This window comes from Catenulispora pinisilvae (assembly GCF_015356865.1).
Classification (GTDB): Bacteria; Actinomycetota; Actinomycetes; order Streptomycetales; family Catenulisporaceae; genus Catenulispora; species Catenulispora pinisilvae.
In genome coordinates this window covers 1-23,774 of record NZ_JAAFZA010000167.1, presented here as the reverse complement: position 1 = coordinate 23,774, position 23,774 = coordinate 1, and the positions used below count along the sequence as shown (strand labels likewise).

17 protein-coding genes and 2 pseudogenes are annotated in these 23,774 nt (G+C 70.8%); 6 read left to right on the top strand and 13 right to left on the bottom strand.

Features of this window, described 5'->3' with window-relative positions; translation table 11 throughout:
• Positions 1–55: 55 nt before the first annotated feature.
• The 5 genes from IZR01_RS34065 (at position 56) to IZR01_RS34045 (ending at position 5,970) form a co-directional block, all read left to right on the top strand.
• Positions 56–1,198 carry an alpha-hydroxy acid oxidase gene (locus IZR01_RS34065; RefSeq protein ID WP_194926246.1) on the top strand — a complete coding sequence of 381 codons (1,143 nt, stop codon included), beginning with the start codon at positions 56–58 and terminating at the stop codon, positions 1,196–1,198.
• A complete protein-coding gene (locus IZR01_RS34060) occupies positions 1,195–2,619 on the top strand; it encodes a cytochrome P450 (protein WP_194926244.1) in 1,425 nt (474 codons plus the stop codon). Before IZR01_RS34065 ends, IZR01_RS34060 begins: the two co-directional genes overlap by 4 nt.
• Before the next feature lie 103 nt (positions 2,620–2,722).
• A complete protein-coding gene (locus IZR01_RS34055) occupies positions 2,723–4,000 on the top strand; it encodes a cation:proton antiporter (RefSeq protein WP_194896125.1) in 1,278 nt (425 codons plus the stop codon).
• A 39-nt stretch (positions 4,001–4,039) separates the two neighbouring features.
• Positions 4,040–4,717 carry a response regulator transcription factor gene (locus IZR01_RS34050; RefSeq protein WP_194896126.1) on the top strand — a complete coding sequence of 226 codons (678 nt, stop codon included), beginning with the start codon at positions 4,040–4,042 and terminating at the stop codon, positions 4,715–4,717.
• Complete coding sequence (locus IZR01_RS34045; protein WP_194926243.1) at positions 4,714–5,970, top strand: sensor histidine kinase; 1,257 nt, start codon at positions 4,714–4,716, stop codon at positions 5,968–5,970. The genes IZR01_RS34050 and IZR01_RS34045 overlap by 4 nt, the downstream gene beginning before the upstream one ends.
• A 9-nt stretch (positions 5,971–5,979) precedes the next feature.
• Here the strand turns inward: IZR01_RS34045 and IZR01_RS51295 are convergent.
• From IZR01_RS51295 to IZR01_RS34010, 8 genes and pseudogenes are all read right to left on the bottom strand, one after another.
• Positions 5,980–6,087: pseudogene (locus IZR01_RS51295) on the bottom strand (IS5/IS1182 family transposase); the annotation flags it as partial.
• Positions 6,088–6,307: 220 nt separating this feature from the next.
• Complete coding sequence (locus IZR01_RS34040; protein ID WP_194926242.1) at positions 6,308–7,399, bottom strand: mandelate racemase/muconate lactonizing enzyme family protein; 1,092 nt, start codon at positions 7,397–7,399, stop codon at positions 6,308–6,310.
• Positions 7,396–9,771, bottom strand: coding sequence for a glycosyl hydrolase family 95 catalytic domain-containing protein (locus IZR01_RS34035; protein ID WP_194926241.1), 2,376 nt, complete (start codon positions 9,769–9,771; stop codon positions 7,396–7,398). The genes IZR01_RS34040 and IZR01_RS34035 overlap by 4 nt, the downstream gene beginning before the upstream one ends.
• A complete protein-coding gene (locus IZR01_RS34030) occupies positions 9,768–11,573 on the bottom strand; it encodes an alpha-galactosidase D (protein WP_194926240.1) in 1,806 nt (601 codons plus the stop codon). The genes IZR01_RS34035 and IZR01_RS34030 overlap by 4 nt, the downstream gene beginning before the upstream one ends.
• A gap of 163 nt (positions 11,574–11,736) precedes the next feature.
• Positions 11,737–12,657, bottom strand: a complete 921-nt coding sequence (locus IZR01_RS34025; protein WP_194926239.1) for a carbohydrate ABC transporter permease — start codon at positions 12,655–12,657, stop codon at positions 11,737–11,739.
• On the bottom strand, positions 12,654–13,622 hold the full coding sequence (locus IZR01_RS34020; protein WP_194926238.1) for a carbohydrate ABC transporter permease: 969 nt from the start codon (positions 13,620–13,622) through the stop codon (positions 12,654–12,656). The genes IZR01_RS34025 and IZR01_RS34020 overlap by 4 nt, the downstream gene beginning before the upstream one ends.
• Positions 13,623–13,665: 43 nt before the next feature.
• Entirely contained in the window at positions 13,666–15,012 is a 1,347-nt protein-coding gene (locus tag IZR01_RS34015; protein ID WP_194896133.1) for an ABC transporter substrate-binding protein, read from the bottom strand.
• A gap of 125 nt (positions 15,013–15,137) precedes the next feature.
• Positions 15,138–16,313 carry an ROK family transcriptional regulator gene (locus IZR01_RS34010; RefSeq protein ID WP_194926237.1) on the bottom strand — a complete coding sequence of 392 codons (1,176 nt, stop codon included), beginning with the start codon at positions 16,311–16,313 and terminating at the stop codon, positions 15,138–15,140.
• A gap of 118 nt (positions 16,314–16,431) precedes the next feature.
• On the opposite strand from IZR01_RS34010, the gene IZR01_RS34005 reads away from it, so the two are divergent.
• Positions 16,432–18,564, top strand: a complete 2,133-nt coding sequence (locus IZR01_RS34005) for an alpha-galactosidase (RefSeq protein WP_194926236.1) — start codon at positions 16,432–16,434, stop codon at positions 18,562–18,564.
• Between the two features lie 51 nt (positions 18,565–18,615).
• On the opposite strand, the gene IZR01_RS34000 is transcribed toward IZR01_RS34005, so the two are convergent.
• The 5 genes and pseudogenes from IZR01_RS34000 to IZR01_RS33980 form a co-directional block, all read right to left on the bottom strand.
• On the bottom strand, positions 18,616–19,623 hold the full coding sequence (locus IZR01_RS34000) for a D-2-hydroxyacid dehydrogenase family protein (protein ID WP_194896139.1): 1,008 nt from the start codon (positions 19,621–19,623) through the stop codon (positions 18,616–18,618).
• A gap of 55 nt (positions 19,624–19,678) precedes the next feature.
• Positions 19,679–20,080: a hypothetical protein gene (locus tag IZR01_RS33995; RefSeq protein ID WP_194926235.1), complete on the bottom strand. Its 402-nt coding sequence runs from the start codon at positions 20,078–20,080 to the stop codon at positions 19,679–19,681.
• Between the two features lie 18 nt (positions 20,081–20,098).
• Positions 20,099–20,202: pseudogene (locus IZR01_RS54935) on the bottom strand (hypothetical protein); the annotation flags it as partial.
• A 231-nt stretch (positions 20,203–20,433) separates the two neighbouring features.
• Positions 20,434–21,066, bottom strand: a complete 633-nt coding sequence (locus IZR01_RS33985) for a TIGR00645 family protein (RefSeq protein ID WP_228560790.1) — start codon at positions 21,064–21,066, stop codon at positions 20,434–20,436.
• Between the two features lie 135 nt (positions 21,067–21,201).
• A partial coding sequence (locus tag IZR01_RS33980) for a low temperature requirement protein A (RefSeq protein WP_194926233.1) occupies positions 21,202–23,774 on the bottom strand: 2,573 nt, incomplete at its 5' end.

Here is a 23,774-nt window from a genome sequence, read left to right as displayed (position 1 = left end):
CGGTGGTGCGCCTGGACGGCGTCCGCAAGACCTCGACCTCGACTCGCTATACACCATCGACGAGTTCGAGGCCGTGGCCCAGCGCAAACTCAACCCGGTCTACTACGACTACATAGCCGGCGGCTCCCGCGACGAGGTCACCGTCCGCGCCAACATCGACGGCTTCGGCCGACTCAGTCTGCTGCCACGCGTCCTGCGCGGCAGCGCGCACCGCGATCTGTCAGTCACCCTGTTCGGCGCGCGCTCCTCGATGCCGATCCTGATCTCGCCGACCGCGTTCCACCGCCTGGTCTGCACCGAAGGCGAGCTCGCCACGGCCCGGGCCGCCGCCCGCGCGGACACGATCATGATCGCGAGTATGGCGAGCACGGTCGCGGTCGGGGAGGTGGCCGCGGCGGCGCGCGCCGCCGCCCCGGCGGATCACGAGCCCACCCTCTGGTTCCAGCTGTATCTCCAGCCTGACTTGGACGACACCACCGCGCTGATCGCCCGCGCGACCAACGCGGGCTGCAAGGCGCTGGTGGTCACCGTCGACTCGCCGGTCCTCGGTGCCAACGAGCGCAACCATCGCAACCGCTTCCACGACCTGCCACCCGGCATGGCCTGCGAGAACCTGCGAAACCTGCGCGGCGACGAGCCGGGCAACGTGCGGCAGATCGCCATGTCGCCCGAACTGTCCTGGGACCACATCGACTGGCTGCGCGAGCACACGGAACTGCCCGTCCTGCTCAAGGGCGTCCTGCATCCGGAGGACGCGCGGATCGCGGTCGACCACGGTGTCAGCGGCCTGCTGCTGTCCAACCACGGCGGCCGGCAGCTCGACACCGTGCCCGCGACCATCGACCTGCTCCCGGAGTTCGCCGAGGCGGTCGGCGACAGCGTCCCGCTGCTGCTGGACGGCGGCGTGCGGCGCGGTACCGACGTGGTCAAGGCGCTGGCCCTGGGCGCCGCGGCGGTCGGCGTCGGCCGCCCGGTCGTGTGGGGACTGGCCGCCGGTGGCGAGGACGGCGCCGCACGGGTGCTGGAGCTGCTGCGGGACGAGCTGGACCACACGGTGGCGCTGTGCGGCGCGCGCGGTCTGGCCGACCTGACGCCCGATCTGGTGCGGCCGGCCGCCGGGAGTGGGCCGATCGCCGGGAGTCGGCTGGCCGATCCGGCCCCTGATCCGCTGCGGCCGGCGGCCGGGGGTCGGCGGTGAGCGAGACGGCATGGAGTTGGTCCGTGGCCGGGGTGCTGGTGGCGGCGGTGTTGGCGAGCCTGCCGTATTGGCTGCCGGGCATCGTCGTGGCGCTTCGCGTCCGGATATTCGCCCTCGTCAACGGCACCGAGGGGATCCCGGTGCCGGGGAACCTGGTCGGTACCGAGGACTTCAAGCGCGTCTACGCCGACCCGGCCGCCAACGGCCGCAGCCGGGGCGCCGCGCTGTCGGACTTGTTCTGGTACTGGCTGGCGCCCGGTCCGCAGGTCCATCAGGAGCATCTGGAGCCCGGGCCCCGCTACGACGATGTCGCGCGCACTACGCGACGTACGATCGCGCGGCTGCGTAAGGACGATTGGGAGGAGCTTGTCGCGCGCTGCGCTGCGCGGGAGTTCGACCGGGTTGACGGGTCTGGGGCCGGTTCTGGTTCCGGCTATAGCTCCGCATCCGCCCGGGCCCGGATCGTGCGGCTGCGCGACGCGATGATGCCGCTGTGGGCCTCGGTCTACTACGAGGTCGTCTTCGCCGAGCCGTGTCCGCCCGAGGCCCGGGACCTGATCGTCGCCAACGCGAACGACGTCGTCAGTGCCCTGAAATGCACCCGGCTCCGGCACATGGGCCGCCGGGAGCGGCTGACGCGCTACCTCCAGGCGAAGATCGCCGCCGGTGCCGTGCCGTACGGGCTGCCCGCCGCGCTCACCGAGCAGGAGCAGGCGTTCTACCTCCAGGGCACGTACTTCAACACGGCCGTGGTGCAGATGTCCGAAGGCATGGCGCACCTGCTGCTGGCGATCGCGGCCCGTCCCGAGCTCCAGCGGCAGCTCCGGGACGATCCGGAGAAACAGCAGGCTGAGTTGCTCGACCGGGTCATCGACGAGACCCTGCGCGTCTACCCGCTGTTCGGCGTCGCGCACCGGATCACCTCGGCGCAGATCGCGCTCGGCGAGACGGCGATCCCGGCCGGCTCGGTGCTGCTGTTCAACTACGCCGAGTACCACCACGCCGGCGTCCCGGACGCGGCCGAGTTCGACCCCGACCGTTGGCTGCGCGAGCATCTGGAGCAGGTCAACAACATCCCGTTCGGGATCAGCGCGAACCGGCCCTGCCCGGCTCGCGGCATCGCCCCGCTCACCATGCGGGTAGCGGCGGCCGAGGTGCTGCGCCGCTACGCGCTGTCCACCTCGGTCGGCCACACCCGCTCGCTGCCGAACCGCGGTCCCTGCCTGCTCACACCGCTCACTCCGGACCAGCCGGAGCCACCTCGCCCGGCCGCCCGGCTGGCGTGGCTGCGGGTGCGTGACCGCTGGGAGGACGTGTGGCGCAGCTTGGTCCAGCTGGTGCTCGGCACCTACATGGTCTGGGACGCGCGCCGCCTGCGCCTGTGCCGGAACTACTTCGCCGCGCAGGAGGCCGAGCAGTGAGTACTGATGCGCTGTCTCGCATGCTCCGGCACCGGCACCGGCACCGGCACTGCCTGCCCTTGCCCTTGCGCCGCAACCACCTCGTCGCCCAGGAGGCCGACCAGTGAGCGCCACCGCCCTGGCTCCCCGCTTCTTCATCGCCGTCGTCGTGATCCTGCTCTTCTGCCGCCTGGTCGCCTGGGGGATCGGCCGGGCCGGGCAGCCCCCGGTGGTCGGTGAGATGGTCGCCGGGGTGCTGCTCGGTCCGTCGCTGCTCGGCGCGGTCGCGCCGCGGTTGGAGCACGAGCTGTTCCCCGCGGCCCTCAAGCCGGTGCTCTACGTCGCCGGCCAGATCGGGTTGGTCGCCTTCATGTTCCAGGCCGGGCATGAGTTCCGGTCGCACCTGGATCGCCGCATCGCCCGGGCGGCCGCCGCCGTGTCGGGTGCGGGCATCCTCGCGCCGCTGGTGCTCGGCACCCTGCTCGCGTTCGGGGCGCACGGTCGCGTCGGCATCTTCGTCCCCGGGGTCCGGCCCGCGGTGACGGCGTCCTTCGTCGGCGTCGCGCTGGCCATCACCGCGTTCCCGATGCTGGCCCGCATCATCACCGAGCGGGGCTTGTCCGGCACCCGATACGGATCGCTCGCGCTGGCCAGCGGGGCGATCGACGACGTGGTCGCCTGGTGCCTGCTGGCCGGGGTGCTGGCCATGGCCTCCGGCCGGCCCAAGCCGATCGTCGTCGCGGTCGGCGGGATCGTGCTGTTCGCCCTGCTGGTGTTCTACGCCGCCCGGCCGCTGCTGGCCCGGGTTCTGCGCCCGGGCACGGTGGCGACCGACGGCCAGGTGCTGATCGTGGTCGCGGTGCTGTTCGCGGCCGCCTGGTTCACTGACGAGATCGGGCTCTACTCGGTCTTCGGCGCCTTCTGCGTGGGTCTGGTGATGCCGCGCGGTGTGGCCGCCGAGCGCGCGGTCACCACCGTCAGCACCAGCAACCGCATCATCTTCCTGCCGATGTTCTTCGTCTACTCCGGCCTCAACACCCGCTTCGGGCTGCTGGGGAACCGGTCGCTGCTGGTGTTCTCCGTTCTCGCCGTCGTCGTCGCGGTGGTCGGCAAGTTCGGCGCCTGCTGGCTCGCGGCCCGGGCCGGCGGCCAGGACCGGGCCACGGCGCTGCGCCTGGGCGCCCTGATGAACGCCCGGGGCCTGATGCAGCTGATCGCGCTGAACGTCGGGCTGCAAGCCGGGATCATCAACAGCGAGCTGTTCACGGCGCTGGTCCTGGTGGCCCTGGTCACCACGCTGATGGCCGCCCCGGCGCTCACTCTGCTGGACCGGACCCTGCCGATGCCGGCCGAAGGCGGGGCCGGCGAACCCGAGGCGGAGCTGGCGGTCGCATCCGGATGAACAGGGAGCTGACATCAACGCGTGACATAATGCGGGGCTATGGCAGCCCAGACGCCGCCGAAGTCCAGACTGCTCATCGTCGAGGACGACAGCGAGCTCGCCGCGCTGCTCACCACCCTCATCGAGGGTGAGGGCTACCAGGTGGACACGGCCCACGACGCCCAGCGCGGCCTGCATCTCGGACTGGCTCACGACTACCGGGTCATGGTGATAGACCGGCGGCTGCCGGGGATGGACGGCCTGGATCTGGTGGCGAGCCTGCGGCGGCAGGCGGTCACCGCCCGGGTGCTGATCCTCACGGCCCTGGGTTCGCACGCCGAGCGGGTCCGCGGCCTGGACGGCGGCGCCGACGACTACCTGACCAAGCCCTTCGACCTGGACGAACTGCTGGCCCGGATCCGCGCGCTGGACCGCCGGTTCGCCGACTCCTCGGACCTGCTGCGGCTCGGCGAGGGCTTCCTGGACCGGCAGGCCCACGACGTCGCCCTGCCGGACGGCACCCGCGTCCCGCTCTCACCGCGCGAATTCGACCTCCTGCACACCCTGGCCGCGCGGCCCCGCGCCGTCCACTCCCGCTCCCAGCTGCGCGCCCAGGTGTTCCCGGACACGGCGGCCGAGTCCGTCGTCGACACCTACGTGTACTACCTGCGCCGTAAGCTCGGCCGGCAAATCGTGCGGACCGTCTACGGCCTCGGCTACCGAATAGGCCTGCTGTGAACTTCCGACGGTCCGCACCGCCCGCCCCCGAGCAGCGCCTGCTCACCCGGGCGGCCGCGGCGCTGGCCTGCCGGATCGCCGCGGGCTTCCTGGCCGCCTTGGCCCTGCTCGGCTTCTGCGCCTATCGCGTGGTCCTGGACGAGCAGCGCACCCAAGCCCGCGACCAGCTCACCGAGGCCCTGCGGTACGGCCATCCGACCGAGGCGACGCCCTGCGTCTGGCTGTTCGAGATCGACGGGACGACCGACGGGACTACCGACAGGACAACCGTGCTGCACCCGCCGCAGATCCCGGCCGGGTTCCCGCTCCAGTCCGCGGTGGCCCGGGCCGCGGACGGGGCGCCGGCGGCCCAGACCCACGTCACCGTCACCGGAACCGACTACGACGTGCTGACCGTCCGGCACGGCGACACCGTCCGGCAGGCCGTCTTCGACACCTGGTACCAGCAGGCCGACCTGGACCACCTGGTGCGCGCGCTGGTGCTGGTCGGGCTGCTCGGCGTGGCGCTGGCCACGATCGTCGGCGCGCTGCTGGGCCACCGCTCGATCGCCCCGCTCGGCGACGCGCTGGACCGGCAGCGCCGCTTCGTCGCCGACGCCAGCCACGAACTGCGCACCCCGCTGACCCGGCTGCACACCCGCGCGCAGATGCTGCTGCGCTGGCACCGGGAACACCCGCCGTCCGACGGCGATTCCGAGCGGCTCACCGCCGAACTCACCGCGATGGTCCAGTCCGCCGCCGAACTCAACGACGTGGTCGAGGACCTGCTGATGTCGGCCGGGATGCGGACCGATCCGGCGCGCTGCGAGGAGTTCGACCTGGCCACGCTGGCAGCCGAGGTGATCGAGGCCGAGCGGCCGCGGCTCGGCGCCCGGGTGCTGGCCCTGACCACGGTCGGCGAGCTGCTGACCATCAAAGGCGCGCGCTCGCCGGTCCGCCGGATGATCGCGACGCTGGTCGACAACGCCGTCAGCCACACCGACCCGACCGGCCGGATCGAGATCTCGGTACGGCAGGGCGGCCGGGGCATCGTCGAACTCGAAGTCACCGACGACGGCACCGGCTTCGATCCGGTGGACCGCGAGCGCATCTTCGAGCGCTTCGCGCAAAGCGGCAGCCCCGGTCCGCACCACTTCGGCCTCGGTCTGGCACTGGCCCGCGAGATCGTGACCGATCATGGCGGCACCATCCGGGCCGTGGGGCGTCCCGGGGCCGGGGCCACGTTCACCGTCCGGCTGCCGGCCACGGCCTGAACGCGGGATACCGGTAGCGATCACCAGGTGGGTGTCGGCATTGATGATGACCTGCACGTTTGCCGAGAAGCGATAGTCCCGGGAGGCCGCGGCCACGCGCCGGTCCCGGACCGAGACTCCCATCAAAGCTCCGAGCTGCCGCATCCGCAACCAGTCTTCCGCACAGTTCACGGGTCCGGAAGTGTTTACCTATGGCACGAACGTTCCATGAAGGCCGTAAAAAGCTTTGAAATCCACAGCCCAACAGCAACCCGGCTCGAAAACTCCAGCCCTCCCCAAGAAAGATCCGACCCCCGAACCGAACCCGGGCCGGTTCAAGCACCAACCCACCCACGTCCTAAGCAACCGTCCGATCCTCGATCGCATCGAAGTCCCAGTCGATCCCCAAGCCCGGGGTTTCCGGCGCGATCGCATGGCCGTTCTCGATCGACATCTGGCTCCGGGTGATCGCGCGCAGTTGCGGGATGTGCTCCACGTAGCGGCCGTTGGGGATGGCGGCGGTCAGGCTGACATGTAGTTCCATCAGGAAGTGCGGGCACACGTCCACGTTGAAGGTCTCGGCCAGGTGCGCGATCTTCAGCCAGGGCGTGATGCCGCCGACGCGTGCCACGTCGGGCTGGACGATCGAGGCTGCGCCGCGTGCGAGGTAGTCGCGGAAGTGAGCCGCCGAATACAGCGACTCCCCCACCGCGATCGGGATCGTCGTGGACTGCGCCAGTGTGGCGTGGCCGGCCACGTCGTCGGCTGGCAGGGGCTCTTCGAACCATGACAGGCCGAGCGGTTCCAGGGCTGCGGCTCGTTGCCGGGCCTGCGCGCAGGTCATCGACTGGTTGGCGTCCACCATGATGTCCAGGCCCGGGCCGACCGCCTCGCGCACCGCGCGGAGCCGATCCACGTCCTGCTCCAGTCGCGGCTTGCCGACCTTGAGCTTCACCCCGGACCAGCCGGCGGCTTGTGAATCCTGGGCGCCGCGCACCAGCTCCTCCGTCGAGAGGTGGAGCCAGCCGCCCTCGGTGTCGTACAGCGGGACCTCCCGGCGGAAGCCTCCGGCCAGTCGCCACAAGGGTTCGCCCGCCCGCTTGCCGCGCAGGTCCCACAACGCGGTGTCCACCGCGGCCAGGGCGAGCGAGGTGATGGCGCCGACCGTCGTGGCCCGGGTCGAGGCGAACAGGTCGCGCCAGATGTGCTCCACCAAAGTGCTGTCCGCACCGATGAGGCGGGGCAGCAGGTGATCGCGCAGCATCGCCAGGACCGAGCTGCCGCCGGTGCCGATCGTGTAGGAGCAGCCGACGCCGATGTTGCCGTCGTCGGTCAGAAGGCGGACGAAGATCGTCTCCTGTTTGAGGAAGGCCTGGACCGCGTCGGTGCGCACGGTCTCGACTTCCAGATCGGTCAACCACGCGCTCGCTTCGATGATCTTGGCTGTCATGACACTGACGCTAGCCCCCAGACCTCGGCCGACGAGCCGGCGGCCACCCGGATTTCTGTTCGCCGGCCGCGATAATCGATGCAGACCGGACGGTCCTCGCCGTGCAGCCGGCGCACAGTCAGGGCGCTGAGTCGGCCGGCGCGCCAGGCGAGATCGACGGCGAGGCCGCCTCGGCAGCGGATGCCTCGCACCATACCGTCGGGCCACTGCTCCGGCAGTGCCCGCAGCACCCTGATGGTCCCGCCGTGGCTCTGCACCAGCATCTCCACGACCGCCGCCATCAGCCCGAAGTTGCCGTCCATCTGGAACGGCGGGTGCGTGCTGAACAGGTTGGGCAGCAGCCCGCCCCATTCCGTGCCTTCCGGCGGCGCGCTTTGCAGCGGGTCGCGGGCGAACGGCCGGGTCGCCTCCAGCAACAGGTCGCGGGCCGTGGCGGCATCACCGAGCCGGGCCCGCAGCGCGATCTTCCACGACCAGGACCAGCCCATCGCCCCGGGTCCGCGCCGGTCCAACGAGGCCCGCGCCGCCTCGGCCAGGGCCGGCGTGCGGTCCGGGTCGATCTGGTCCAGCGGGTATAGGCCGACCAGGTGCGAGACGTGCCGGTGGTGCGGATCCTGCTCGACATGGTCTTCGCCCCACTCCAGCAGGCGGCCGTCGGCGGTCAGGCGCGGCGGACGCAGCCGGGGCAGCGCGGCGGCGATCTCGGCACAGACCGGATCGTCGATGGCGAGCAGTTCGGCCGCGGCCAGGCAACGGGTGAACAGCGCGCGGATCAGGGCGACGTCCATCGCCGAGGAGACGGTCAGGGATTCGGTGCTGCCGGTGAGCGAGAGGAACAGGTTCTCCGGCGAGGTGGACGGAACGGTGTCCAGGAATCCGCCGTCGCCCACGACCAGCCAGTCCAGACAGAACTCGGCGCAGCCGCGCATCAGCGGCCAGGCCCGGTCGCGCAGGAACTCAAGGTCCTGCTGGAACTCGAAGTGGTCCCACAGGTGCTGGGTCAGCCAGACGCCGCCCATCATCCAGATCGCCCACGACGGGCTGCCGTGGCCCATCCCGACCGGCAGGGCCCAACCCCACATGTCGGTGTTGTGGTGGGCCAGCCAGCCGCGCGCGCCGTAGAGCTGCCGGGCGACCGGGGTCCCGGTTTCGGCGAGCCGTTCGATCAGCCGGAACAAGGGGTCGTGGCATTCGCCGAGCCCGGCCGTCTCCACGCCCCAGTAGTTCATCTCGGTGTTGATGTTCAGGGTGTAGTTCGAGGACCAGGGCGGGCTCAGTTCCTGGTTCCAGATGCCCTGCAACGTCGGCGGGGGTCCGCCGCCCGGCCGGGACGCGGCGGCCAGCAGGTAGCGTCCGAGCTGGACCAGCACGGTGGCGGTCAGCTGTTCGTCCTTGCCGGACAACACATCCTCGGCGACGTCGAACGTCCCGGCCCGGCGCGCGCCGACGGTCAGCTCCGTGCCGCCGAGCAGTCGGCGCAGGTCGGCTTCGTGCTCGCGCAGTAGCAGGTCGCCGCCGTACTCGAGGGCGGCCTGCGCGGTGGTCGTGGCGCGGTGCAGGTGTCCGTCCCGGGAGGTCGGGACGGTGCCGGACCAGGAGTCGGCGCCGCCGGTGGAGCTGGTCAGCACGATCAGGAGCCGGGAGGCCCCGGTGACGTGGACGGCGCCGTCGGCCACGCGCACGACGCCGTCGGTGTCGATCGCCATCGCGGCCACGCCGTACGGGTCGTAGCCGGCGACGGGGCCGTCGGAGTAACGGTGCGGTTCGGCAGTCGGCTCATGGGTCGGTGCGCCGTCGATCGGGAGCTCGACGGCGAGGCTGAGGCCGGTGCGCTGGACGACCCGCAGCTCGGAGGTGAGTTCCAGGCCGACGTCCAGCGTGCCGTCGTCGACGTCGAGCGCGATACAGATCGCGCCGGCCGGGCGGCTGGCCCAGGTGCGCCGCTGGATCCGGCGGCCGTCGAGGCCGATGGCCTCGGTGACGACGCCGGTGTCGAGGTTGAGGGTTCGCGACTGGTAGTCACCGGTGCCGTCGAGCGACATCCAGAGATCGACGAACGGCAGATACTCCTGGCTGTATCGGCCTTCGAACGACATCAGCAGGCTCTCAGCCCGCCGATACTCCCCCGCCCGAATCGCCGCCCGCACCTCGCCGAGCCGCCCGGGCCCGGCGCCGGCGCCCAGGACGTCGGCGAGCCCGGCGGCCGGGGTGGACGGGGTGCCGGACCAGACCGTCGAGTCGTTGATCTGCCAGCGGCCGCGCCGCAGCCCGCCGAAGACCATCGCGGCCAGCCGGCCGTTGCCGACCGGCGCGGCCTCGAACCAGCTGTCCGCCGGTCGGGGCCACGCCAGCAGGAGATCGTGTGCGATCACATCAGGATCCGATCGATGTCGGGCGAGTAGGTGTTGGAGTCGGGGCCGGTGAAGGTGATGGTGTTGGTGCCGGCTCGCAGCGGGATGGTCAGCTTCAGGCTGCCCACGGTGTTCCAGCCGCCGGTGCCGGGAGCCTGGATGGTGGTCTGCGGTCCGCCGTTTGCGCTGTAGGTGAGCGGACGGCCGTTGGCGTCGCCGTCGTCGTAGACCACGGTGATGGTGTGCTGGCCGGAAGCCACCGCCTTCACGCCGTTGAACGTCAGGCTGCCCTCGTGTCCGAGGCCGCCGACCTTCTGCGATCCGGAGCAACCGGTGCAGCCGGTGACGACCGCGCCGCCGGACAGGGTGTTGGCCGGTGCCTCGGCCTCGTAGGAGACCTGGCTGCCGCCGTCGGGGGCGATCTTCAGCAGCCGGGAGCCGTGGGCTGGGAGCGTCGCAGAGAACTGACCCGTCATGGGGCCGAGGTCCTGGTGCGCCCACAGGTCCCGGACGCTCGCCGAGCCGGTGACGCCGAGCGCGGCGAAGGGGGCGGTGACGGTCGCGGGCGCGGTGCCGAGGTTGAACAGCGCGACGTTGAGCGAGCCGTCGGCGTTGCGGCTGTACCAGACCTGCTGATCAGTGTCCTGCGTCAGCGGCCGGGCCGGGTGACCGGCCTGGTCGATCGCGATCACCTCGTCGTTGCCGAGCAGGGACAGGCCGTAGGCGTCGAGCTTGGTCAGGTCGTCGCCGGTGTAGAGCGGCGCGGACTCCATCGCCCACAGCGTCATGTACGTCTGCCGCTCGTCATCGCTGAGGCCGTCCATCGAGCCGACTCCGACGTCGAGCGAGTCCAGGTTGTTCCAGCCGCCGGGCCGGGCGTCGGCGATCCACGGGATGACGTCGGTCCAGCGGCCGACGACCGAGTTCTGCCAGGTCACCAGGGTGTCGCAGTAGCACTCGACGTCGGTGTCGATCCGCCAGCCGTTGGAGTACTGCTGCCAGGTCGCCACGTGCGCGTGGTCCAGCGACCAGGACAGCACGTACTGGATGTCGCGGCCGGTCCGCTTCAGGGCCTGCGACCACGCGGCGACGTCCGCGGTGTTGTCGTAGTTGTTGCCGCTCTTCACGGACCCCGGGCCGACGCCGTCCATCTTCAGGAAGTCCATGCCCCAGGAGGCGAGGCGGTTGGCTTCGGAGTCGACGAACTTCTGCGCGCAGGGGTTGGAGAAGTCGATTTTGTAAGCGCTGTCCCAGCCGTTGGTGGTGCGCAGGTCGGGGTAGACGATGTCATGGGTGTGACAGCCCGGCGCCCCGGCGACCGGGAAGTTCCCGGCCTGGTAGTCGGCGATCTCCAGCCCGACCGGCAGGTAGAGGCCGAGCTTGAGGCCTTCGCCGTGGACGTGGTCGGCGACCGCCTTGATGCCGTCCGGGAACCGGGTCGGGTCGGCCTTCGGGATGCCGTTGCCGTCGTACTCCGGCTTCCACTTGTCGTCCATCCACCAGCCGGCGTCGATGTTGACGTAGGTGTAGCCGTGCGACTTCAGCTTGGCCGCCATGACGTCGGCGTTGGCCAGGACTTCGGCCTCGGTCAGCGAGCCGCCCTGGCCGGCGGCGTTGACGCCGGGGGCGGTGGTGGACTCCAGGCTCCAGCTGCTCCAGCCCATGTAGGGCTTGGCGGCGGTGATGCCGCCGTCGCCGGTCCGGGCCGCGCCGGTGGCGCCGGCGGCGGCGTCCGGGAGCTGGATCAGGCCGAGCGCCGGCAGCGTGCCGAGCAGGGCCGCGAGCACGGCCGCGCGACGCGGCCGCTTGATGGGTATGCGCATGATGGTTTCCTCCGGTGACCCCGCGTACGGGCATGGATCAGCAGATGTACGGCACTTGCACAAGCGATACAGCTATGAGCGGTACAGCTATGAGCGGTACTGCTACGAGCCTTACTGCTACGAGCGGTACGGCGACCAGCGGTAAAGCTGAGCGCCACACAGCTCAGGACTTGCTCGCCCCGATGGTCAGGCCGCCCACGAAGTGGCGTTGCAGGACCAGGTAGATCACCAGCGTCGGGATGCAGGTCAGCAGTGCCCCGGCGGCGATGAGGTTGGGATTGGTGAAGTACTCGCCGGACAGTCCGGCCAGCGCGGAGGTGACCGGGCGCTTGTCGCCGGTCTCCATGAGGATCAGCGACCAGAAGAAGTCGTTGTAGATCCAGATCGATTCCAGGGTGGCCAGCGCGGCGAAGGCCGGCCGGCACAGCGGCAGGATGATCTGGAAGTACTGCCGCCACACCGGCGCGCCGTCCACCAGCGCCGCCTCGCTGATCTCGCGCGGGATCGTGCGCATGTAGTTGCTGAGCACGAAGACGCAGAAGCCGCACTGGTAGGCGACGTGGATGGTGATGATGCCGAACGCCGAGTCGTAGAAGTACCCGGAACCGCTCAGGAAGCTCGGCAGCGGCAGCTGGAGGTAGAGCTTGTACAGCGGCGTGATGATCACCTGGGCCGGCAGCAGGTTCCCGGCGGTGAACAGCATCAGCAGCGCGATGTTGAACCGGAAGTCGAACCGGGAGACGAAGAACGCCACCGCCGAGGCGAACAGCAGGGTCAGCAGCACCGCCGGGACGGTGATCAGCAGCGAGTTCCAGAAGAAGTGCGGCATCCCGGACTGGTCGAAGGCGGTGCTGAAGTTGTTGAAGCTCAGTCCGTGCGGCCAGCTCAGATAGCCGTGTTCGGCGGTGTCGGAGTAGGACCGCAGCGAGGTGAACAGCGCCCAGGCCAACGGGATCAGCCAGCCGACCGAGACGACGGTCAGGAACACGTGCCGGCCCAGCCCGCGCGGCTTGCCTCGCCCGGAGCGCACCCGGCCGGCCGGGGCCGTCGCCTTCGGCACGTTCGTCGCGGTGGTCGTGGTCATGCCCGGCGCTCCTTCCGGAAGTTCTGCACGAGGAAGGTGACGATCGCGGCGAGCGACACCACCAGCAGCACGGTGGCCAGCGCCGAGCCGTATCCGGGGCGGGGCGACTCGCCGACGGTGTTGTTGGTGATCAGCAGCGAGAGCAGCTCCAGGCCCTGTTTGCTGCCGTTGTTGCCGGAGAGCACGTAGACCATGTCGAAGGCGCGCAGCGACTCCATCACCGTGATCACGATGATCGTCACGTTGATCGGCTTCATCGCCGGCACGATCACCCGCAGGAAGGTCTGCCGGCCGTTGGCGCCGTCGATCGCGGCGGCCTCGCGCAGCGAGGGGTCCACGCTCTTCAGCCCGGCCAGGTAGAGGATCATCACGTATCCGGTGTGCCGCCACGCGGACGCCACGAGCACCGCCCACAGGTTCAGGTGCGGGTTGCCGAGCCAGTCGATGTAGTGCTTGCCGGCGGGGTTGTTCGTCCCCAGCGCACTGTTCAGCAGCCCGTTGTCCGGGTCGTAGATGATCTCCCAGATGAACCCGACGACGGCGGTGGACAGCACCACCGGCACGAAGATGGCCATCTGGTAGAACCGGCTGAACCGGATCTTCCGGTCCAGCTGGTAGGCCAGGAAGATACCGGCCGGCGTCGGGACCAGCGCGGTGAACGCCATCCAGATGATGTTGTGTTCCACGGCCGGCCAGAACGGCGGGTAGTTCGTGAAGATGTTCTTGTAGTTCTGCAACCCGACCCAGTGGATCGAGGACAGGCCGATGCCGTCCCACTGGGTGAAGGAGATCGCCACCGAGGCCAGCGCCGGCAGCCAGACGAAGGCGAGCAGCGCGAGCAGCGGCACTCCGATCAGCACCGTGAGGAACACCTTGTCGCCGAAGGACAGCACCCGCGTCCGGGGCCTGCGCCGCGGTGCCGCGTTCTTGGCGTTCTTTCCGGTCACATCAGCCGTGATAGCCATGCCGCTCCCCTTTCTGCTCGCCTCGGCTCGCCGCCCGCGGCCATCAGGACGTGAAGTACTGGGAGCGCTGGGACTCGATCTTCTTCAGCGTGGACGCCCCGTCGTCCGGCGAGGCCAGCCACTGCGCGAAACCGGGCTCGACCACGGCCGAGATGAAGCCGGGGTCGCTGTCCCGGTCGCCGAACTGGGTGATGTACTTCGCCGAGGCGATCATCTGCGCCGACTTCTGCTGGAGCGCGTTGTACTTGCTGGTGTCGGCCTTGGTGCTGGCCCCGACGTTGCTCGGGTCGACGTTCGCGTAGACCGTCTCGGCGGCCGAGGTGCCGATCCACTCGAGCATCTTCTTGCCGGCGTCGACGTGCTTGGCCTTGGCGCTGAGCACGAAGCCGTCGGTCGGCGCCTCGACGGCGTCCTGGCCATTGGTCGGGTCGATGGCCGGGAAGGCGAAGAAGTCGATGTCCTCGCGTAGGGAGTCGTCGGTGATCGCCTGGCCCATGAACAGGCCGGTGACCGTCATCCCGGACTTCTTGTCGAACACCGACTGCGCCGCGTCCTGCCACTTGCGCCCCGAGGCCCCCGGCTCCAGGTACGGCGCCAGCTGCCGCCAGTGGTCCATCACGGCGTTCAGCCGCGGGTCGGACCACGAGACCTTGCCGCCCATCAGCTGCATGTGGAAGTCGTAGCCGTTGATCCGCAGGTTGAGATAGTCGAAGGTGCCCAGGTTGGTCCAGGAGTCGCCGCCGCCGAAACCGGCCGCCAGCGGGGACAGGCCGTCCTTCTTCATCTGCGCGCACAACGCGACGAAGCTGTCCCAGTCGGCGGTCGGCTGGTAGCCCTTCGCCTGGAACAGGCTCTTCCGGTAGAAGACGCCCCACGGGTAGTTGTAGAGCGGGACGAAGTAGGTCTTGCCGTCCAGGCCCTTGCTCAGCTTCTTGGCGGCGTCGGAGAAGCCGGCGCCGATGGTGTCCCAGACGTCGTCGATGGGGTGGAGCAGGTTCTTCGCGGCGAAGAACTGCATGCGGTAGCCAGCGAACCAGGTGACCACGTCCTCAGGGGTGCCCTGAAGGTAGGCGGTGATCTGCTGGGAGAAGGTGTTGTGGTCCAGGACGTTCGTGCGCACCTGCATGCCGCTGGCCGCGGTGTAAGCGGCGGTGAGCGCACCGTACGCCTTGCGCGGCGTGGGGTCCGAGCCGTCGGAGCCGAACGTCAGGTTGCCCCCGCCGCCGCCACCGGAGGACGCGGCGCTGCTCTTGCCGCCGCAAGCGGCCAGGGCCGGGGCGGCGAGCAGCAGACCGGCGCCGCCGAGCGAGGCCCGTAGCAGGGTGCGGCGGTCGGTGACGAGCCCTGATCCGTCACCGGATATCGGGGTGGTGCGTGATCCACGGGACATGTCGTCCTCCTGAATACGGAATGAGGGATGGCGAGATCGCCTGCTCGCGAGCAGGTATCCGTGGTGCGTGTGCAGCTGTAGGCAGCTACGCGCAGCTACGTGCAAGTACGTGCTACTACGTGCAGCTATCGGCGAGCCGGGGCGAACAGGGTCTGGATGCCGACCGCGGCGGCCCCGCGGGCCCATTCCTCGAACGGCAGCGGCCGGATGGTGAGCGGACAACGGGCCGCCGCACCGAAGGCGTGGGTGGCGTACGCCTGGCGGATCTCGGTCTCGAACAGGTCGTAGGAGTCCAGACCCTCGCCGGAGACGACGATCCGCTCCGGGCCGACCAGGTTGACGATGGCGGTGATGCCGAGCCCGATCGCGGTCCCGGCCGCGGAGAACAGCGCCCGCACCGGGGCCGATCCGGAGCGGGCGAGCTCGGCGGCCTGGCTCAGGGTGAGGTCGGCGCGCCCGGTGACCTCCCGGGCCCGGCCCACGATCGCCTCGGTGGCGGCGATCGCCTCCACGCAGCCCCGGGCCCCGCAGTGGCACACCGGTCCCGAGGCGTCGACGCAGACGTGGCCGACCTCGCCGGCCACCCCGTAGGCGCCGGAGAGCAGCCGGCCGCCGGTGACGATGCCGCAGCCGATGCCGGCGCCGACGGTGACCAGCGTGAAGTCGTCGGTGCCCACGCCGTCGCCGAACCAGTGCTCGGCCACTGTGAGGGCTTTGACATCGTTCTGGACCACCACGGCCAGACCGGTCGCCGCGCCGACCGGACCGGCCAGGTCGACCCGCTCCCAGCCGAGCAGCGGGGACAACCGGACCAGGCCGCCGGCCGGGTCCACGTCGCCGGACACCGCCAGCCCCAGCAGGCGGGTCTTGGCCCGCATGCCGGGATCGGTGTCCAGCAGTTCCTCGGCCAGGGCCGCGAGCGTGGCCACGACCGTGCCGGGATCGCAGTCCGGCAGCGAGCGGTGCGCCGAGGCCCGGATCCGGGCTTTGAGATCGCAGACCACGCCGATCACCTCGTCGGCGGTCACCTTCATCCCGACGACGAACTCCCGGTCCGGGGTGATCGCCAGCGGGCTCACCGGGCGGCCGGCGCCCGGCGCCGTCCGCTCGGAGTCCAGTTCGTGCAGGTAGCCGTCGTCCAGGAAAGGCCGGGCCGCCTTGGTGACGGCAGCCGAGGAGATGCCCAGCCGCCGGGCCAGATCGACCCGGCTGAGCGGGCCCTCGGTCAGGACCATGGCCAGCACGGCGGTCGCGGCCGGGGTGGCAGCCAGCGGCCGAAGCGGTCCGGGGTTGATGGGCATGGCGGAAACCTAAGCTTAATAATTTCTTTCGTCAAGTATTGATTTCCTCCCGACCGCCGCCCTACGCTCGCGGCTTGCGGCTCCCCCCGCCTTTGAACGTCTTCGGTGAGGTTGACCTGTGCGTGCTCTCCCGCAATCCGTCGTCCACGACCCCGCACGCCGTCTCTGGCTGCTGACCACACCCGCCTCGCGCTACCTGCTCCGCGAAGATCCCGACGGCAGTCCCCGGCATGTCGCGTGGGGCTCACACGAGGCCGTCGAGGCCGTCGAGGCCATCGGGACGCCCACGGTCACCAGCAGCTTCGACGGCGACGGCGCGGCCGACGAGCTCGGCATCGAGACCGGCGCCCGGTTCGGCCCGGCGGGCCTGCAGATCAGATTCGCCGACGGCACCCGCGGCGCGCAGTGGACCGGCGCCGGCCACGAGATCGACGGCGGGCACGAGAGCGACGACAGCCCCGAGATCGACGGCGGACACCTGGTGATCCGCTTGCGGGACCGCCGATATCCGCTGCGTGCGGAACTGCACTATCGGGTGCGCCCCGACACCGACGTCATCGAACGCTGGACGGTGCTCGCCAACGACGGCGAGGAACCGATCACCATCAGCCGCGCGGACTCGGCCGCGTGGAGCGTCCCGCTGCTCGCCGACTACCGGATGAGCCACCTGGTCGGCGGCTGGAACCACGAGTTCCAGCCGCGCCGCTCCCCGGTCCCGGTCGCCGAGACCGGGTTCACCAGCCGCCGCGGACTGACCAGCCACCACGCGAACCCGTGGCTGGCCATCGACGACGGCACCGCCGAGGAGGACCGCGGCCCGGTCTGGAGCACGGCGCTGGCCTGGAGCGGAAGCTGGCGGATCACGCTGCACCGGGACCCGGCCGACCGCCTCACCTGGACCGGCGGCCTCGGGCACGAGGGGCTCAGCTGGACCCTGGGACCGGGCCAGACCTTCGACACGCCGGTCTTCGCCGGGCTGTACACCGACCACGGGTTCGGCGGCGCGTCCCGCGCCTGGCACGACTACCTGCGCCGGTACGTCATACCGAACCCGGAGGAAGACCGGCCGGTGGTCTACAACTCCTGGGAGGCGACCGGCTTCACCGTGGACGAGGCCGGACAGCTGCGCCTGGCCGAGGCCGCGGCCCGGCTCGGCGTCGAGCTGTTCGTGCTCGACGACGGCTGGTACGGCGGCCGCCGCGACGACACCGCGGGGCTCGGCGACTGGCGTCCCTACCCGGGGGCGTTCCCGCAGGGGCTCGGGCCGCTCGTGGAGAAGGTGCACCAGCTCGGCATGCGCTTCGGACTCTGGGTCGAACCCGAGATGGTCAACGCCGACAGCGACCTGTACCGCGAGCATCCCGACTGGGTGGTGCACACGCCGAACCGCGATCCCACCGAGCTACGGCACCAGCTGATGCTCAACTACGGCCGCGAGGACGTGGCGCGCTGGGCCCACCAGTGGCTCGACCAACTGGTCCGCGAACACGGCATCGACTTCCTGAAATGGGACGCCAACCGGGCCGTCACCGACGCCGGCTGGCCCGGCCACCCCGATCCGGACCGGCTGTGGATCGACCACACCCGGGCCGTCTACCGGATCATGGACCGACTCCGCGCCGACCACCCGCGCCTGCGGATCGAGGCCTGCGCCGGCGGCGGCGGCCGGGCCGACGCCGGCATCCTGGCCCGCACCGACCAGGTGTGGACGTCGGACAACACCGACCCGGTGGACCGGCTGACGATCCAGCACGGCTTCGGCATGTTCTTCCCGCCCGAAGTCATGGCCGCCTGGGTCACCGACAGCCCGAATATCGCAACCGGCCGCTCCACCCCCCTCCGCTTCCGCTTCCACGTCTCCATGGCCGGCGCCTTCGGCATCGGCGGAACGCTGACCGAGTGGACGCCGCAGGAACTCGCCGAGGCCGCCGAACTCATCGCCGTCTACAAGCGGATCCGCCGCGCGGTGCAGCACGGCGTACTGCACCGGCCCGCGACGGACGGCTGCACGGCGGCGGTGCACTACGCCTCGGCCGACGGCGATGAGCACGTCATCATCGCCTGGCGGGTCGAGACGGGATTCGGGCAGCGGGCTCCGGTGGCCCGGTTGACGGCGCTCGACCCCGCCGCCGAGTACCACGACGTCGACCGCGACGTCCGGATCAGCGGGGCGGTGGCCCGAACCGGGCTCGCGCTGGACCTGCCGGCCGGGGATTATGCCAGCACACTGATTCACCTGCGGCGGGTGTAGCGGACCGGGCGAGTACGAGTCCGCATGAGAGAGATTGAGGCCGGCCCCAGGTCAGGCCGGTGCCATCACGCGGATCGGGCTCCCCGCCTGGAACGCGGCGATGTCCTCCACGGCGTCCCCGTAGAACGTCTCGTAGAGCTCGCGCGCCACGTACCCGATGTGCGGGGTGAGCAGAGCGTTCGGCAGGGCCCTGAGCGGGTGGTCGGCGGGGAGGGGTTCGGTGGCGTAGACGTCGAGCGCGGCTTTGCCGATGCGGTTCGCGCGCAGGGCCTCGATCAGGGCCGGCTCATCGATGATGGGGCCGCGGGAGGTGTTGACCAGGATCGCGGTGTTCTTCATCGCGGCCAGTTCGGGGGCGCCGACCAGGCCTCGGCTGCGCCGGCTGAGGACGAGGTGGATGCTCAGGACGTCGCTGTCGGCGAACAGTTCCTCCTTCGTCACGGCCCGGACGTCGTGCTCGGCGGCCTTCTCGGCGGTCAGGTTCTGGCTCCAGGCGATGGCCGTCATGCCGAAGGCCTGGCCGATGCGGGCGACCGTGGAGCCGATGCGGCCCAGGCCCAGCAGGCCGAGGGTCTTGCCGTGCAGGCCGGCGCCGAGGCCGACCTGCCAGCCGCCGGCCCGGACCGAGGCCGCCTCCTCGGGCAGGTTCCGGGCCGCGGCCAGGATCAGGGCCCAGGTGAGCTCGACGGTCGGGGCCGCCGAGTAGCCGGTGCCGCAGACCGTGATACCCAGGCGCTGGGCGGCGGCCAGGTCGATGGCTGCGTTGCGCGGGCCGGTGCTCACCAGCAGCCGCAGGTCGCCGAGCTGCTCCAGGACCTCCGCCGGGAAGCGGGTGCGCTCGCGCATGGCGACGATGACGTCGAAGCCCGCCAGCGCCCGGACGACGGCGTCGGAATCGGTGCCGGAATCGGAGTGGGAATCGGACCCGGAAACGGAGCCGGAACCGGACCCGGAAACGGCGAGCGGTTCGGTGAACACCGTGGTCTCGGCGTCCAACGACGCCCAGTCGGCCAGGCCCAGCGCCACGCCCTGGTAGTCGTCGAGGATCGCGATCTTCATGCGGGTAGCCACGTCTGTACCTTCTCATGCAGACCGCACGTTCTAACGCTCGACGCTACGAAGGCTTACAGCCGTTGACGTTCGGCGAGTAGTCCGTCCGATCCAGGGCGGTGACCGACGCGAGGTCTTTGCTGGCGCCGAGTTTGAGCGAGTTGCCGAGCACCGCCTGGGTTCCGGCTGCGGCGTCGGTGTCCGAGGGTGTGTCAGAGGGCGGATCCGAAGGCGTATCGCCGGACGAATCGGTTGTCGGCGTGTCAGTCGGTGTGTCAGTCGGCGTGTCGCCATCCGTCCCCGAAGGATCAGCGCTCGGGTCCGCCGAAGCCGTGCTCAGATCGGCGTAGGCACCGGGCTCGTCCGGTATCCGCTGGTAGAGCATGCTCCCCAGATCCAGCGGCTGGTCCAGCGTCAGATGCCCGTCCTTGACCACGTCGGTCAGCGACACCGGGGCCACCGTCACCGCCACATCGGACCCGACCGGCCGCACCGCGACGACCCGCCCGGCGCCGAGCCGGCCAGCGTCCAGGTGAGGCCGTCCGACGAGCCGGACCAGATCGAGTTCGGCCCGCCGCCGACCAGCACCACGTCCGGCTGGTAGGTGACGTGGGGATCCGGGGTCGGCCCGTAGCCGTACCAGGACACCGGATCGGTCACGCCCGCCGGGTCCGCGCCCCCTCCACGCGGACCCGGCGACGCCGATGAACCCGATGAAGCCGCGACGAGGCTATGAGGGCGGGCGGAGACGGCGAATCCGTGGAACTACGTGTATCGCTGTGTCGCGCGGTTTCGCTGTGTCGCGGTGACGCTGTACCGCTACATCGCCGGGCCGGCGGGCGCCGCCGCGGCGCCGTGCGCCACCACCTCGTGGTCGTCATCCTGCTGCCGGTCGATGAGGTGCGCCATCACCGCCAGGATCAGTGCCGAGACGACGAAGGCGAGGTGGATCAGGGTGCCCCAGAGCAGCGCCTGCGGCGTGGTGTTCTGGATGTTCACGAACATCTGGAGCAGGTGGACCGAGGAGATGCCGACGATCGCCGTGGCCAGCTTGACCTTGAGCACGTTGGAGTTCACGTGCGAGAGCCACTCCGGCTGGTCGCGGTGCCCGGCCAGGCCGATGCGCGAGACGAAGGTCTCGTAGCCGCCGACGATCACCATGATCAGCAGGTTGGCGATCATCACCACGTCGACCAGGTTCAGCACCGTGAGCATGACCTCGCTCTCCTGGAGCCGGCCCTTGGCCACCTGCCCGATCAGCGGGATCAGCTCGTGGAAGAACTGGAAGACGTAGACGCCCTGGGCCGCCACGAGCCCGAAGTACAGCGGGGCCTGGAGCCAGCGGGTGGCGAACAGGACGTAGCCGAGTGACGGCGTGCCCGGCAGCCCGGGAGGCGCGGGCATCCGGCGGGTTCGGGCGGGGCTGGGGCTGGCGACGGTCATTCCGGTCATGCCTGGATGCTCCCCGTTGTTCGTGGCCTGATCGGCATCTCGCGCATGGTCACCGACACTCAACATCTTTCCTTATTGGCAAGTGCCTGATAGCGGAGCGACACGCCGGGATCGTGACGTGGTCCGCAGTCCGCGCTACCCGGCTGGCGCCGGGGTCGGCGCCGGCCCCGGCGCCGTCGCGGGCAGCGCGCCGCGCACCTCGGCATGGACCGCTCGCCGATGCGCCCGGCTCGCGGGCGTCACCGCGTGCGCGACGGCGGGCACCGCCGCGGCCCCGGCGAGCACGGCGAGCGCCGGCACCGCCGGAAGCCCGGCCAGCAGCGGCAGCACGCCCGCGGTGGCGGCGGCCGACAGCCAGGGCGTCATGGCTCGCCGCCGCAGCCCGATCCACATGGCGCAGGACGCCGCGAGATACGCGGCCAGGCCCAGCGCCACGGCCGAGGCCTGCACCGCGGACAGCCTGGGCCCCCACGGCGGCTGCGCGTCCCGGGCGACGTCCTCCGCGATCGAGCGCAGCCCGACGCCGAAGGCCACGATCCCGGCCACGACGGCCAGATGCAGTCCGTCGTAGTGCAGGTGCCGGAACCGGTGCTGGACGTGGGCTTCGGCGTGGTGCAGCCGGTGCAGGTGATGCTCGGCGTAGTGCGTCAGGGTGTCGAAGTACAGCCACCACATCAGGACGCAGATGGCCAGCGCGATCCCGGTCACCGCGATCAGCACCGGGCCGATCGGGGTGTCCGCGAACCGGGTGCCGACGCCGTTCAGCGACATGTCCAGGCCGAGGATGACCAGGAAGGCGAAGCGCTCGGACAGGTGGCCGGCGGCCGCGGTCCGGCGCTTGCGCGCGGCGGCGGTGACGGCGACCGCCTCGAAGCCCGCGGCGCCGATCCACAGCACCGGCGCGGCCGGGCCGCCGAGCAGGACCGCCGCCGCCAGGCACCCGGCGGTGCCCAGCGCGCAGGCCGCGCTGAGCAGCACGCGGCGCTTGGCGCCGGCGCCGTCCAGGGAGTGCAGCGTGGCGGCCGATCCGAGGCGGACGAGCAGGTACGCGGCGAGGAACACCACCAGCGGCACGCTCAGGCGGGAGTTCGTGAACGCGCCCGGGGTCGCCAGCCCGAGGAGCACCAGGCCGAACAGCGCGGCCACGTGCAGGCGCCGCAGCGGCCCGTGATCGGCGCGGCCGGCGTTGGCGGCGGCGCAGAACGCGGTCCAGCAGCAGTAGACGGCTGCCAGGACGAGCAGGGCCCGTACCGCGCCGCCGGTGCCGGGGCGACGTAGGAGGAGGCTGCCGACCTGGGAGAAGGTGAAGGCGGTCATGAAGTCGAAGAAGAGCTCGAAGCCGGATACCGCGTGCTGGGGCTCGGCCGCGTGCGGCTGCCGGTCGCGAGCCGGCCGTCGGTGGTGGTGCGGCAGGAGCTTTGACAGAGCCCGCATTCCGCTGTCCGCGGCCGTCCGGATGGCCTGGCGCCGATGATCCAGCCCGTACACGCCGGCCACCAGGGCCAGCAGGACCGCCACCGCCAGCCCGACCGGCCGACCGTGCAGCAACGGGAACATCGCGGCGACACCGACCGCGCCGCAGATCCGCAGGGCGTCCGGACGCCACACGGTCAGCGCCGAGAACAGCGCCTGGCCGAGCAGGCACATCGCGATGCCACCGGACACGCAAGCCAGCGCCGTGCTGTCGATGGCGGGTCCCCACCGCCCGAACGCCGCCCCGAACGCCGCCCCGGCCGCCGCTTCGCGGTGGTCCCCGTCCAGCCCGGCGGTCTGCGTGAACGCCGTCCGAAGTCCCCCGGCGGCCAGGACCAGCCCGCAGAACATCAGCATGTGGCCGTAGACGTCGCCGAGGCTGTGCGCCATCTTGCGCATCTGGCTCAGCGCCACATTCCGCGGATCCACCACGTGCCGCGCCGGGTCGACCAGCGGCTCGTACAGCCAGTACATCAGGCAGGAGACGGCGAACGCGGCGAACAGCACCAGCATGCCGGCCGGCAGCCCGGCCCCGCCGATCCCGCGCTGTGCGGCGATCTCCAGCAGCTCCAGGCACAGGCAGCAGCCGACGATGTACGCCGTCGTATAGCGCTCGCGATACGCCCGGGCCCCATGGATCGCCCAGTGGTCGACGCGCGAGCCGATGCCCACCCGGCGCGGATACGGGATCGCCGTGTTCGAACACAGCACCATCGCGATCGCGTACCCGATCAGGAACCAACTGTTCTCCCCGGAACGGGCGTGCAGCACCGCCACCCACGTGAAGCCGGTCATGGTCAGCATGAGCGCCACCACCAGCCCCGCGTTCCCCCGCCACCGCCGATCCGCGCGCCCCACATGGATCCACATCCCGAGCGCGCACAACCCGGCCACGGTGGTGGCGCCGGCGAACAGCACGGGGCCGTGCAGCAGCCCGGGCGCCGGCGTGAACGCCTCATGCACCGACCCCGCCATCAACAAGAACGCGCCGGTGTTCGCCAAGTACAGCGCCCGCAGCACCCCGTCCAACGGCACGATCCCGGTGGCACCCGCCGCCATCTGCCAGAACAGGACGGTGACCAGGAGCACGGTCACCGCGTGCAGGGTCCCGGCCGCCGCTCCGTCGTGCAGGAGCAGGCCGCTGGCCTGGTTCAGGAGGGAGACGAAGGTGATGTCGAGGAGGAGTTCGACGGGGTCGGATTTCTCGTCGGGGTCACGGACGCGGGTTGGTGGGG